This window comes from Luteolibacter luteus (assembly GCF_012913485.1).
Taxonomy (GTDB): domain Bacteria; phylum Verrucomicrobiota; class Verrucomicrobiia; order Verrucomicrobiales; family Akkermansiaceae; genus Haloferula; species Haloferula lutea.
Genome location: NZ_CP051774.1, coordinates 1,723,558 through 1,736,639 on the forward strand (window position 1 = coordinate 1,723,558; position 13,082 = coordinate 1,736,639).

Genomic DNA, 13,082 nt, shown 5'->3' on the forward strand with positions numbered 1-13,082 from the left:
GGATCAAACTTAGATTCGTTTTCCAAATGAACCCCCTCCACACCCTAGGGAGAACCATCGTCTGCAGCCTTTCGCTGCTGGCGCTCGGCATCGGCGCGACCCACGCGGAGGATGCCTATGTCGAAGGAGAAGTCCTTGTCACTTTCAAGCCGGAGGTCGGCACGGAAGGCGCGAAGACCGCGCTGAAGCGCCGGGAACTTTCGCTCGAACGGAAGTTTGACCGGCTCTCGCAACGTCGCCAGCGCATCGCGGGTCTCGTCCGTGGCAAAAAGCGCGGGACCAAGGAATTGATCGCGGAGCTGAAGACGGATCCGAGCGTGGAGACGGCGGAGCCAAACTATATCCGCCACGTGTCTTCGGCGGGCAGTAGTGATCCCGAATTTTCCAAACTCTGGGGCCTGCACAATACCGGACAGAGCGTGAACGGCACAGCCGGCAGCAGCGGCACCGATGCCAAGTTCGTGGAAGCATGGGCCTTGGCGAAGCCATCGGCTGGAGAGGTCGTGGTAGCAGTAGTCGATACCGGGGTGGACATCACGCATCCGGATCTTGCGGCGAACATTTGGACCAATCCCGGGGAGATCGCGGGCAATGCGGTGGATGACGATGGCAATGGCCAGGTCGATGATGTGCACGGCTACGATTTCTCGCTGAATACAGCGAACATGAGCGATTCAGGGGAGCATGGGACGCATGTGGCGGGAACGATCGCGGCTACCGGGGACAACAACCTGGGGGTGATCGGCGTGAACTACAAAGCCAAGATCCTGCCACTGAAGGTATCCACGGATGGCGATACTCTTTCCACGTCTGCGGTGCTTGCGGCATTCGACTATGCGATCGAGCTCAAGGAGCGGGGCGTGAACGTGGTGGCAATCAATGCTTCGTTCGGTGGAGGCTCATCCTCCACCAGTGAAAGCAATGCCATCGAGGCGCTCCGGGATGCGGGAATCGTGTTGTGCGCGGCCGCGGGAAATGACGGCGAGAACAACGACACCGTCGCCAGCTATCCGGCGAATTATCCGGTTTCGAACATCATTGCGGTGGCCGCCACGACGCAAACCAATGGCCTTGCGAGCTTCTCGAACTACGGGGCGAGCAACGTGGATATCGGAGCACCGGGAACGAACATCTATTCGGCGATGCCGACCTCGCTGGCACCGCAGACGACGAGCTTGAAGATTGGGAGCACGACCTATGCAGCGGCTTCCATCGAGTTCGCGGGAAGCACCACCAGCAGCGGCCTGACACGTCCGATCTACGCCTGCGGAATCGGACAGGTGAATGAATTTCCTGCCGGCGTTTCGGGAAATATTGCCCTCATCCAGCGAGGCACGCTCACCTTCGCGGAGAAGCTCACCAATGCAAAGGCCGCCGGTGCGGTTGCAGCCGTGATTTACGACAACACGACCAGCGCGATCACTACCAATCCATGGACACTAGGTGCCACGGGATCGTGGATCCCTGCGGTGCGGATCTCGCAGGCGAATGGGCAGACTATCGCGGAGTCCGCCCTTCCCGTCAGCGCGACGGTGACGGCTTGGGCGAATACGTCAGCGGCTTATCAATACATGGATGGCACTTCCATGGCCACGCCTCATGTCGCGGGTGCCGTCGCCTTCGCTGCGATGAATTTTCCGGGCGAGACGATGACGCAGCGGATCAGCCGCATCCTGAACCATACGACCCAAGTCGCCGCCCTCAGTGGCAAGGTGAGCACCGGGGGCGTGCTGAATCTTCTCAAGATCGTGGACACCGATGTTGACAACCTTCCGGATTGGTGGGAGAGCGAGGAATTCACGAACCTTGCCCAAGCCTCCGCCATGGATACCGATGGAGACGGTTTCAGCAACCAGGATGAATATCAGGCAGGAACCGATCCGGCAGATGCCACGAGCAAGCTCGGTTTCTCCGCGACCTCGCGAGGCAGCGGAACTGCAGCCAATGACTTTATCCTGACGCTGCCCACCGTGCCGGGCCGAAGCTATCGGGTGGAATGGAGCACGAGCCTGACGGCCGAGAGCTGGGCGACCTTGGGCAGTATCATCGCGGGCACGGGTAATCCTGTTGAAGTGCGGGATACCGCCGCATTCTCGGGAGCGGCAAAGCGGTTCTATCGATTGAGCTTGGTAACACCCTGAGCGCTCCCTGATGCGCGGCCCTTCAAATCCTTGAAGGCCGCCGCCGCTACCAGAAAGATACCGGACAGTTCCAGAATCCAATTCCAGCGCATGCCAGCGATCCCCTGCTTCAGGAACACATCCACATGATGGAATGAGATCGCACGGACCACGATGAAGGTCAGGAGAAACAGCAGGCCGAAGGCGAGGAGCTTGTGCCCGCCGAGAAATCCCCGGAAGCGCCAGGCAAACCAGCCACCGAAAAGACCGGAGCCAGCCAGCACCGCCACGACAAAGACCTTCTGCACCTTTCTCCGTTCCCCGTACCAACCGTCGTGGCGCGCGATCTCACGCCCGAGGTCCGTGAATAGCGACTGCAGGTCCAACTGCTTGTTCAGGCAGAGGAAGGCCATCACTGCGGCGACACCGAACCAGAGTCGTCTGGTGGGGATGGATTGCCGGGCAGCACGCCAAGCAAGAAGGGCCGCCGCAAAGTAAGCCGCGACGGTAAACCAGCCCATGAAGGTCGGGTCGCCGATCTCGGGTCGCCACTTGATCTTAAGGAGAAGATCCATCGCGGGAAGGGAATGCACGAAGCAATGCCGCTGAGCCCCGGCCTTGTCGAACGCATTCCCTGAAAGCCAAAAACCGGGACCGAGCCGATCCCCGGATCGTCAGTCCCGGCATTTCAAATCCGGCGTGGGTCGGCCTGCGCCGAGGGATCCCCCGATCCCGTCGGCGCGAATACTACGTAGCCGACAACCTGGAAATCATCGGGAGCGACGCACATTCAGGCCCCCCGGCCGCAGGTGCGTCGTTCCCGTTTGGCCGATCCGTTGGCAGACGGTAGCTTCGGCGGAAATCATCAGGACAGCCCCCCGGCTCTTCCTGACTTCGTTCCGCCGTGTCATGGCAACCGTTCCCCCCGCCACGCGGGTCGACATTTGGAAAATGGTCGGCATCCGGGAGCCTGCACTACCCTGGGATGCCACGAGCTTCGTCCGGCCTTTCTCCCCTTCCGTGCCGGCAGTACCCCCCGGAACTTGAAGCCCGGTCGAGGAGGTTTGGCTTTGGAAGAAGCTCGTCATTACTGAGCCAATCGCAGTCCAAGGATCCGGATTTTCAAAAATTCCTGAGAATTTTTAAAATAAGATAACAAAGCCACCCGAAAACCTTAGCATTCAGAGATTTATGGATCGCCCAATTTTCTCAATTTTATGCCTCTGAGGATTCGGCGACAGCAACCCCATCGTAAGGCTCGCAGCTCTTCGGATCCGCCCGAGGCCAATGGATGGGAAAGCGGCTGAAGCTGCCGCGGCGGCTCAGAGCTGCAAACCGTAGCTGCGGCCGCCGATCCCTTCGTACCAGCGGACGTAGGCGGCATTCACCGTGGCGTAGCCACCGGAGGTGGGATAGTCGCCGGTGAAATACCAGTCCCCGCAGGGCCCCTTCACGGAGGCGTGGAGGTTTTCGATGGTCTGGAAGATGACTTCGACCTCGCCGTCCCACTCGATGTCCTCCGGAGAAACCATCCGGCTAATCTCGGCAGATATTTCCTCGTCGGTGAAGGCTTCATAAACTGCCTTCACGCGGTTCACCATCTGCCCGACGGGCTTCTGGAGCTCGCTGCGGCAGTCTTCGTAGATCTGGTCGAGCAGCGCTTGGCGACCCGCGCGGCGATGGAGTGCGACCGCGGCTTGGAAGGCGATGAACTTGCCAAGCTCCGACATGTCGATGCCATAGCAGTCAGGATAGCGGATCTGCGGGGCAGTGGAGCAGACCACGATTTTCCGCGGCTGGGTGCGGGCCAAGATCTTGAGAATCGACTTCTTCAGGGTGGTGCCGCGGACAATCGAGTCGTCCAAGGCGACCAGTGCATCGTCGTTACGCACCACCCCGTAGGTGATATCGTAAACATGGGAGACGAGCTGGTCCCGGCCCTTCTCCTGCGCGATGAAGGTGCGCATCTTGATGTCCTTGTGCGCGATCTTTTCGCCACGCGGCCAATTCCGCAGGATCAGATCATCCAAGGCTTCAGGGGTGAGTTCGCCATTTGCCTGGGCTTCGAGGATCGCGGAACGGACCTCCTGCCGGCGGAACAAGCGCAAGCCGTCCATCAGGCCATAGTAGGCGGTCTCCGCGGTATTCGGAATGAAGGAGAAGACCGCCTTGTCGAAGCTGCCGCCGATCGCCTTCATGATCTGAGGCACCAGCGAGGCCCCCATGGCCTTCCGCTCGCGGTAGATCTGGGGATCATTGCCGCGTGAGAAGTAGATCTTCTCGAAGGAGCACGGGGTGTACTTCTGCGGCGGGGAAAAGGCGGTATCGGAGATCGTACCGTCGGACTTGATCGTGATGACCGAGCCGGGATCCACCGCCTTTACCTGGGAAGCGTCGGCCTCGAACACGGTCATGAGCGGCACTCGCTCGGAGGCGAAGGCGATCACCTCATCCGTCACCAGCATATGGCATGGGCGGATCCCGCGAGGGTCCCGCATCACGAACATATCGCCGTTACCCACCACGCCACAGATCGAATAGCCACCGTCCCAAGGCTGGGCCGATTCACCGACGATGCGGGCGAGGTCGAGCTCGGAAGAAATGCGGTCCGGCATATCGCGGCCATCCACGCCCTCGTCCCGGAGCTTCCGGTAGAGATCGGTATGGGCCTCATCCAGATGGAAGCCGATTTCTTCCAGCACGGTCTGGGTATCGGTGCCGAAGACCGGGTGCTGGCCGCGCTCGACGAGCACCTGGTTCAGCTCCGCGGCATTGGTCATGTTGAAATTGCCCATGACCATGAGCGTGCGGGTCGGCCAGTTGCTGCGGCGCAAATACGGATGGCAGGAGCCTTCGTCGAATTCGCCGGAGGTGCCATAGCGCAGGTGACCGACCAAGACTTCACCGCCAAAGTCGCAGTGTTCCTTGATCGAGTCCGGACGGTCGGGATGCAAGATCCCCTTCCGCGCCATCTTGTGGAAGGACTTCATCTCCTTCCGGAAAATATTCGCCAGACCATCCCGCTCGCTGTCACGGCGGCGGAAGATATACGGCTGGCCGAGCGGCATGTTCAGCTTCGCGCAGCCGATACCCACGCCATCCTGGCCGCGGTTGTGCTGCTTTTCCATCAGCAGGAACAGCTTCTGGAAACCCCACAGCGCGGTGCCGTAGCGGTCGTAGTAATAAGCCAACGGTTTGCGGAGCCGGACGGCAGCGATTCCGCATTCGTGCTTCAAAAAGTCGCTCATGGGTGGCTGGGGACCAAAGAGGTGGGACCGGGACGGGACAAGTGGCGCAAATCAAGGACCCTGCGGACGGGCAAGACCGCAGGGGAGTACAGACCGGAAAAGGCGGCCGGAGAAAACGGAAATAGTGGTTCGCGTGGGATCGCGTCCATTCACGGGGATGAGAGACCGTCTTGGTTACTCGCCGCGGACTTTCACCCGAACGCCCTCGGTGTCAACCAAGGTACCCAAAATCGTTCCACCCGGGCCGGCAGAGAGGATCGCTTCCGCCTGATCCGGCGAAACGATGGCCACCCAGCCGATGCCCATGTTGAAGGTGTGGAAGCGGTCTTCGGAGTCGACGTGAGCGAGCAGCTTGTCGATGCCCGGCAGTTCCCACTTCGGAATCTCCAGATCGGCACCAAAGCCGCGGAAGAGGCGCTCCAGATTCTCCGGGAGACCCCCACCCGTGATGTGGGCGAAGGCCTTCGGCTTCACGCCTGCGGCACGAATATCGCGCACGACGTCGTGGTAAAGACGGGTCGGCTCAAGGAAGCCGAGAAGTTCATCATCGGAAACGCAGCCCGGATTTTCGCGCAATACGCGGCGGACGAGGCTCCAGCCGTTTGCATGGATACTGTCCGACTTGTAGCCGACAAGCACATCGCCCACCTGGAGGGTGGAAGGATCCACCAGCTCCGGCTTTTCGGCGCAGCCGATGCAGAAACCGGAAAGCTCGATCACGTCCGCGGGGACAATGCCTGGCATTTCCGCGGTTTCACCGCCGGCCAAGATGCAGTCGCAGGAAGCGAGGTAATCACACATCCCCGCGATGAGGCGCGTGATCTTCTCTTCATCCAGCGCGGCGATGCCGATGTAGTCGAGAAAGAGCAAGGGATCACCCCCGGTGGTCAGGATGTCATTCACGCTCATCGCCACCAGATCCTTGCCCGCAATCTCCAAGAGATCGTGCTCAAGAAGCAGTTCGAGTTTCGTGCCGACACCATCGCACCCCGTGACAATGACCGGCTCCTTATAGGAACTGAGGTCGTAGCACGCGGCGAAGAGCCCGAAAGCTCCGAGGAGCTTGCGGTTCTGCTGCGTGCGGGCCACGTGGCTCTTGATATCACCCACCAGGGCGGCCGCTCTGCGCGTGTCCACCCCGGCCTGCTGGTAAGTCAGCTTTCCTCCCATGCTTCGCTCGGTGCCGGGGTTGTAACAGGGGACCCCCCTCCGTCACGCGGAAAAACCGCGAAATGAAACACAGGGGGAGAAATTTGAGAAAAGCCCGGCGATTCAAGGCCCTCCACGAAGCGACAAAGAGCCTGAAGCAAAGCCGCCAAGCCTCATAAGATCGCCCACGGAAGACCTCCAGACGACGACAGCACCCTAGGAACAAAAATTTTTGCCCTTCTTGAATGTTTTATAGGACAAATGGTCGTTTGTCCTGTAGAATACCTGCGACAAATGTTGAATTTCGAGGCCGAGAGACCACCTTCATCGGCTGAAGACCAACACGTTTGGAAAATGTTCAAAAATTTATTGCCTGGTTCGCAAAAAATTATTAAAGCCTAGATCCAACGGCGCACCAAATATTTAATTAAACTTGAGTATTTGGCCGCCTTCACTAGAAAGATCAGCGAAATCATCGCATAGCGAATGAAATCTCCCTCCCCAGTTTTGACGCTTAAAGCGGGCCTGACCATTGGTTACGGCGAGCCGCTTGCTTCAGCTGAGAAGGACATCTCGCTGGATGGTGGTACTCACTTCCTGATCGCCCGGAATGGTCGCGGCAAGACCACCCTGCTTCGCACGCTCGCGAAGACTTTGAAGCAGTTGGACGGCGCGTTTGAAGCAAAGGGAAAGACCCAGTATCTCCCGGAAGACCTCCGGTTCGACCCTGAAATCACGGTCGAAGGAATCTTCAAATCACTCCTTTCCTCCGCCAGCCGCAAGGCCGCACTCGATCTCGCCGCACGCGTGGAGCTCGATGTGAAGAAGCCCTATGGCAAGCTTTCCACCGGCAACCGCCGCAAGACCCACCTGATCGTCGCCGAGTACTCGGTGGACCAAGAGGGCGGGAACATCCTGCTGCTCGACGAGCCGTTCAGCGGCCTCGATGCCTACGCCCGCGAGATCTTCGAGAGCATCTGGCGCGACAGCTCCGACAAGGTGCTTCGTCTGGTGAGCTGTCACCCGGACTACGACTCGATGGGAATGCCCAGCGCGATCGTGATCCAAGGCCACGCCATCCACCACACGGTGGGAGCCGATCAGACCTGGAGCCAGCTCAAGTCCCAGTTGAACTAACAAGTCATGCGACTCTTCCGCCTCACAACCGCCACGCTGCTCCGACGCAAGTCGTGGGTGATTTGTGCGTTTGCGGTGGGGGTGCTGCCCTTCCTGCTGCAGCAGATCTCCAGCGGAACGGAGAATCCAGCCCTGCTCAAGCCGGCGATCGCCCAAGCCACTTGGGCGATGGCACTGCTCTGCGCGATCTTCTGGGGCTTCTTCACCGCTGCCAAGCAGGGGGAATCCAATGCCCGCTCCGGACTGGGGGAATATTTCCTGACCACCGGCGTTTCCGCGAGCCGCCAGCTCTTCGAGATGTGGCTTTCGGTGTTCTCCTTTCTGGCACCGCTGCCCCTCATTGCCGCTGCCGTCTGCATCCTCGCCGCCAGTCCCGGACTTCCGGACGAGCGCAGCATGTGGCTGGCCACGAATTTCCAATACGCGATGCTTTATCTGGTGGTGATGGCACCCCTGATCGCACTCGCCATCGCCGTGGCTTCCCGTTTCGGGAGCATCACCGGCTTCCTCACTTCCAGCGCGCTGGCCGTCTACGGACTCTACGGCGTCGGCTACCTGAAACTGCTGGGAAATCTCGAAAGCAACGCCCTGCTGAAGTGGGTGTGGGCATACTCGCCGCACTACCATTTCGCTGATCCGACCGAGCGCCTCCGCTACAAGCTGGGAGCCATCGCATGGGACAAGTTCCCCCTGCTGCTGGCCTACTTCGGCGGCATCCTGCTCGTCTACACCGCACTCTCACGACTCATTTTCCGCGCCCGTACTACCGCCTAAGTCCTGCATCTCCCTACACCCAACTCCTGAACCGCAAGCTCGCTGCCCAATATGAAGCTTCGCAACCTCACGATCACCTCGCTGCTCGCCGTTTCCGGCGTGGCATTGTGGTCGTATGGTGCCATGAAGCTGGCAGAGGGCGGCCAGTTCGACTACCGCCCGAATCCCCTGGGCCTCAAGGAAAGCCCCTACGGCCAGGTGATCGCACTCGCGGTGCAAGGAGAGATCGACTCGGACTGGCATGGCGCCGACATCGCCGGGAACGGACACATCTGCACGGAATGCGGCCATGATCACGGTGCCCAAGGCGATGCCAACTGCACCCAAACGCCACAGGAGCGAGGCGCAGAGCCGAAGACCTTGATCGCGAAGCTGGAGCAGGCAACCAGCGAGCGCACGAACGGACGACCTCCGACCCCGGGCCACAAGTTCTATCTCCGCCGCCAGGTGGAGGACCGCCTGCGGATGGCATGGGAGCTCGATCCCTCCAACTACGGGAACTACAACTCCTATCAGCTTTTCCTTACCGAGCCTTCCGTCGGCACTCGTCCTGTCCTCACCGACACGGTCAAGAAGGTCGCCGAGCGGACGATCAAATACTGCCTGGAGGAGACCTCCGATCCGCGCCCCGCGCTGACTGCCGCTTCCGCCGCCGGCAATATCCTCGAGCTGATGTTCATCCATCGGGAAGAGGAGCACTACACCATCGACCAGATGCGCTCGCTCCTGAAGCTGATGGATTACTCGATCTCAAAACATCACGATCTAAAGAGCCGCTGGATGCAAAGCGGAGACCTAGAGCGCCTCTCTCCGGCCCGGATCGAAGAGATGGAAACCCGCCTGGCCTTCGTCGAGCACATGAGGGAAGCCTCGGACAAAACCATCCAGCGTCTCTCCAGCACGGAAATCAGCTCGAAGTTCTGACCGGACCACACCCGTCCTTTCTTTTCCAATCCCATGTTCACCGCCGTCCACGAACCACCACCACTTCCGGTTAGCAATGCCCCGGCGATGGTCCCCCGTTTCGCACCGGGGATGGATGGCCCGACGCTGCTTGCGATCATCTTCCGCACCTGTAAGGAGGTCCGCGTTTCGGACATCCAGATGCGGGTGGATCGCCCGGTCTACATCCACACCAACAAGGGCGTGGAGAAGCTTGATTTCCTAGGCATACTGAACGCGGCCCACATGGACGAGATCCTGAAGGAACTCATCCGCAACCGCGAGAGCGGGAGCCATGGCTTCGGTGAGGAAGAGAATGTCCAACTCCGTGCCGAGGACAAGATCGCCAATGCGATCCGGGATTTCTCGGAGAGGAAAGTTGCGGACTTCTCGTGCGATGGTATCCCTATGGGTGCCAACGGCGAGCGCTCCGGGCGCCTCCGTATCCAAGCTCACCTCAGCTCTTCCGGCCTCGGCATCACCTGCCGTATCCTGAATGACTTCATCCCGGAATTGGAAAGCCTCGGCATCGACGAGGACACCAATGTGGTCTTGCGCCAAGCGGTGCAGAAGCGCGCCGGACTCTGCCTTGTGACCGGCCCGACCGGTTCCGGCAAATCGACCACCCTCGCCGCCTTGATCGATTGGCTACGCCGCAACCACGGCAAGCACATCGTGACGGTGGAGGACCCGATCGAATATCAGTATCCCGACGACATGGAGGATCCGGTCTATCCGGGCCGCCGCGTCGCTTGCCCCAGCGTGGTGACGCAGCAGGAAGTCGGCCGGGATGTCCACTCCTACCGCCAGGGACTGAAAGACGTGCTGCGTAAAGCGCCCCACGTGATCCTGCTGGGGGAAATCCGTGACCGCGAGGCCATGGAGACCTGCATGGAAGCCGCCCAGACCGGTCACCTCGTCCTCTCCACGCTTCACACCACTGGTGCGGTCAAGACCATCGGCCGTATCCTCGAACTCTATCCGAAGGAGAATCACTCCGCGGTCCTTTCCCGCCTTTCGGAAATCCTCATTTTCATCCACTCGCAAGGCCTCCTCAACGGGGTGCACAAGCGGGTGCTGACCTACGAATTCCTGCAGAACAACGACGACGCCGTCTCCTCCGCGATCACCAACTACGATGGCGGGGCCCGCTCGCTCGAAGACGTGATCCGCAGGGCCGGAAACATCGAATGGGATGCGAACCTGCGCCGGCTGCTCCGCCAGGGCCTCATCACCGAACAGACTCTCGAGAACGCACGAATGAACCGCGACGATTCAGAAATCCTCTGAGTTCAGCCGGGCGATCTCCCGCCGATACAAAGAAAAAGACACACCCAAAGACAACACACCATACATGAAACTGACACGTACCTCCAAGCGCGCAAGCGGCATGACCCTCCTCGAACTTACGGTGGTTATCCTCGTCCTGCTTTCGCTCATCTCCATTCTCTTCGTCGGCGCCCGCGCCTGGAAGAAGGGTTCCGATCGCTCGGCCAACATCATGAACATCCGCAACGTGCAGCAAGCTGTGCGTGCGCACCAGAACATGAACGGCCTCTCCGAAGGCAACCCGCTTGAAGATACCATCATCTTCGGCAACGGCACCACCGAAGGCTACCTCAAGGAGCCCATCCCGCCGTCGACCGACATCGCTGGCGCCTACACCTACCTGGGCACCGTGCCGGCCATCGGTATCCTCTACATCACCAACGCGACCGGCAACGCCGACTACGCTCCGGCCACCACCACCTACGCCGATTGGTGATCAGTTCCCTTTCGGCCTGATCCAGAGTGTCAGGTTCGAAACCAGCCATTATCTCCCGCCCGTTCCGACGGGCGGGAGACCCCTCTCTGAAGTTCCCCCCGAGCTTAGTCCCCCCGCCGATGGTCCCACCCTTATCCACCCTTTCCCTTGGTCGCCAACCAACATCCCGCGGGTCTCAACCCCCTCCAGCGCTTTCGCCAGGCTGGAGCCATCCTTCGCGGTACCAGCCGAGCAACGAATCCGGCATGGTATCAGAGCGCGCTTGAGCTTGATCTCCAGCTCCACCTGCGCGTCGATGGTTCCACTGTCGATTCCCGTATCTTTGACCGCCGTACAAAGGCGTGGAGCGCTGGCCCCCAGCTCGATGAGTCGGTCACGACTGATCCTTCCCTGATCCCTGCCTTCGCGGGAGCGGTTCTTGAAACCGCCCGACGCGCCAATGCACAGGCGATCGGTATCGTCCTTCATGTGGCGGACGAATTTGCCACCTCCGAACTGAAGCCCGAACTGGACAATCCGGGGGCACTTGCGGAACTCCGCACCACCATCGAGTCCGATCCAAAGGCGGTCCTCGATGACGCCTCCGTTTCCACCACGGACAATAGCTGGCGTCTCATCCCCTACCCTGCTGCAGGCAGCGAGGCGATCGCCACCACCATCTCGATCAGCCATCGCTGGTGGTCCTTCCTCGACGGCATCCGGAGCTTCGGCGAAGAAAACAATTTCCCGATCGTCACCCGTGCGCTGAGCGCCCCGCTGATGTGCCTGATGGCCTTCGCGGACGTAAAGCAGGATCCGGTGACGCGACCGATGATCGCGATCCTTCCTTATCCGCGGTTCACGGTCCTTGCATTCTTCAACGAGCACGGCGATCTCCGTCTGCTGCGCACGCTGCAGCACCGCGGCCAGCGCCGCCCGACGAATCTCCGCCACGCCACCTCCACGACGGCCGCGGCCCTTGAGCTGGCAGATCCGGAGATCCACATCATCCACATCGGCGAGCCGACCGATCCCCAGCTTGTCGCGGATGTGCAGATCGTCTTCCCCGCAACCTCGATCCATGAGGTGACTTGGGCGGGAACCCGCTATCAGGAAGCGGCTTCGCCGATGGTCTTCCCGGAGCCTCTCATCGCTTCGAGCGTGGCGGTTCCCTCGGAGACTCCCTTGGCCTCCTCGCACACCTTCGTGGTGCTGCGGAATGAAGGCTGGGCGAGCCAGGACTTCCTGCCGATGGACAGGGAAACCTCCGAACGTTTCCCCACCCGTGGTGAAATGAAGCTCCTGCGTACCGCGCGCTACGCACGCGTGGCTTTCGCCGGTGCAGCTGCTCTTGCCCTCTGCTGGGTAGGTGCCGCGGTGGTCGCGATGGTCCGCCAGCCGGAGTGGGCCTTCAATGCATCGGATGCCCAGGTGGGCAAACAGCGCCTCAGCATGGTGACCTCCGAGCGCACCCGCATTGATCACTGGGACAATCTGCTGGAGGACCGGTCCAAGGCTTGGGTCTCCATGGAATTGCTCTCCATCATGTTCCCGGAGAAGAGCGGCTTCCTAGCCAAGAGCTTCAACCACACGATCCGCACCGAATCCACGCCGGGTCAGGCGAAGGCCGGCTTCATCAAGGAGTGGAAGATCACCGGGCTCGCCCGTGAACAAGCGCTCGAGCGTCTCGCGACGCTCAACACCCGCGACGGTATCTCGGCGGTCTTCAGCGAAGTGGCGAAGGTCACCGGCAACGGAGCTTTCCGCCCCGACATGCCGAGCCGCAGCCTGGTGGTAAACGTGCGCACCTTGGAGAACTCCGGCTACAAGCCGGGACCAGAGGACGAAATGAACGCCTTGGATGAGGCGACCTATCCTTTCTCCTTCGATCTCACGATCACCCAGCGCTTCGAATCATCCGATCCGATGGCGGTAACCGCTTCCAAGGCTCCCTAACCCCCTCCGACC

10 protein-coding genes are annotated in these 13,082 nt (G+C 60.5%); 7 read left to right on the top strand and 3 right to left on the bottom strand.

Features of this window, described 5'->3' with window-relative positions; all coding sequences use genetic code 11:
- The first annotated feature begins 26 nt into the window (after positions 1-26).
- Positions 27-2,141, top strand: coding sequence for a S8 family serine peptidase (locus HHL09_RS07025; RefSeq protein ID WP_169453860.1), 2,115 nt, complete (start codon positions 27-29; stop codon positions 2,139-2,141).
- Here the strand turns inward: HHL09_RS07025 and HHL09_RS07030 are convergent.
- The 3 genes from HHL09_RS07030 to purM all read right to left on the bottom strand — a co-directional run bounded on the left by HHL09_RS07030 (position 2,114) and on the right by purM (position 6,538).
- A complete protein-coding gene (locus HHL09_RS07030) occupies positions 2,114-2,695 on the bottom strand; it encodes a hypothetical protein (protein WP_169453861.1) in 582 nt (193 codons plus the stop codon). The genes HHL09_RS07025 and HHL09_RS07030 overlap by 28 nt on opposite strands.
- A 747-nt stretch (positions 2,696-3,442) precedes the next feature.
- A complete protein-coding gene (locus tag HHL09_RS07035; RefSeq protein ID WP_169453862.1) occupies positions 3,443-5,368 on the bottom strand; it encodes an amidophosphoribosyltransferase in 1,926 nt (641 codons plus the stop codon).
- A 174-nt stretch (positions 5,369-5,542) separates the two neighbouring features.
- Positions 5,543-6,538: a phosphoribosylformylglycinamidine cyclo-ligase gene (gene purM / locus HHL09_RS07040; protein ID WP_169453863.1), complete on the bottom strand. Its 996-nt coding sequence runs from the start codon at positions 6,536-6,538 to the stop codon at positions 5,543-5,545.
- Positions 6,539-7,003: 465 nt separating this feature from the next.
- Here purM and HHL09_RS07045 point away from each other — a divergent pair, with 465 nt between their 5' ends.
- From HHL09_RS07045 to HHL09_RS07070, 6 genes are all read left to right on the top strand, one after another.
- On the top strand, positions 7,004-7,654 hold the full coding sequence (locus HHL09_RS07045; protein WP_169453864.1) for an ATP-binding cassette domain-containing protein: 651 nt from the start codon (positions 7,004-7,006) through the stop codon (positions 7,652-7,654).
- A gap of 6 nt (positions 7,655-7,660) precedes the next feature.
- Positions 7,661-8,428, top strand: a complete 768-nt coding sequence (locus HHL09_RS07050; RefSeq protein ID WP_169453865.1) for a hypothetical protein — start codon at positions 7,661-7,663, stop codon at positions 8,426-8,428.
- Positions 8,429-8,479: 51 nt separating this feature from the next.
- Positions 8,480-9,352, top strand: a complete 873-nt coding sequence (locus HHL09_RS07055; RefSeq protein WP_169453866.1) for a hypothetical protein — start codon at positions 8,480-8,482, stop codon at positions 9,350-9,352.
- A 33-nt stretch (positions 9,353-9,385) separates the two neighbouring features.
- Positions 9,386-10,660 (top strand): type IV pilus twitching motility protein PilT, encoded by a 1,275-nt coding sequence (locus HHL09_RS07060; RefSeq protein WP_169453867.1) that lies wholly within the window; start codon positions 9,386-9,388, stop codon positions 10,658-10,660.
- Positions 10,661-10,724: 64 nt separating this feature from the next.
- On the top strand, positions 10,725-11,135 hold the full coding sequence (locus HHL09_RS07065) for a hypothetical protein (RefSeq protein WP_169453868.1): 411 nt from the start codon (positions 10,725-10,727) through the stop codon (positions 11,133-11,135).
- Positions 11,136-11,282: 147 nt separating this feature from the next.
- Positions 11,283-13,070, top strand: coding sequence for a hypothetical protein (locus HHL09_RS07070; RefSeq protein ID WP_169453869.1), 1,788 nt, complete (start codon positions 11,283-11,285; stop codon positions 13,068-13,070).
- Positions 13,071-13,082 lie beyond the last annotated feature (12 nt).

Bases quoted from the DNA above. Each gene is read 5' to 3' on its own strand.
- HHL09_RS07060 (WP_169453867.1), top strand. From the start codon at position 9,386: ATGTTCACCGCCGTCCACGAACCACCACCACTTCCGGTTAGCAATGCC.
- HHL09_RS07030 (WP_169453861.1), bottom strand. From the start codon at position 2,695: ATGGATCTTCTCCTTAAGATCAAGTGGCGACCCGAGATCGGCGACCCG.
- HHL09_RS07065 (WP_169453868.1), top strand. From the start codon at position 10,725: ATGAAACTGACACGTACCTCCAAGCGCGCAAGCGGCATGACCCTCCTC.
- HHL09_RS07050 (WP_169453865.1), top strand. From the start codon at position 7,661: ATGCGACTCTTCCGCCTCACAACCGCCACGCTGCTCCGACGCAAGTCG.
- HHL09_RS07045 (WP_169453864.1), top strand. From the start codon at position 7,004: ATGAAATCTCCCTCCCCAGTTTTGACGCTTAAAGCGGGCCTGACCATT.
- HHL09_RS07035 (WP_169453862.1), bottom strand. From the start codon at position 5,368: ATGAGCGACTTTTTGAAGCACGAATGCGGAATCGCTGCCGTCCGGCTC.
- HHL09_RS07055 (WP_169453866.1), top strand. From the start codon at position 8,480: ATGAAGCTTCGCAACCTCACGATCACCTCGCTGCTCGCCGTTTCCGGC.
- HHL09_RS07025 (WP_169453860.1), top strand. From the start codon at position 27: ATGAACCCCCTCCACACCCTAGGGAGAACCATCGTCTGCAGCCTTTCG.
- purM (WP_169453863.1), bottom strand. From the start codon at position 6,538: ATGGGAGGAAAGCTGACTTACCAGCAGGCCGGGGTGGACACGCGCAGA.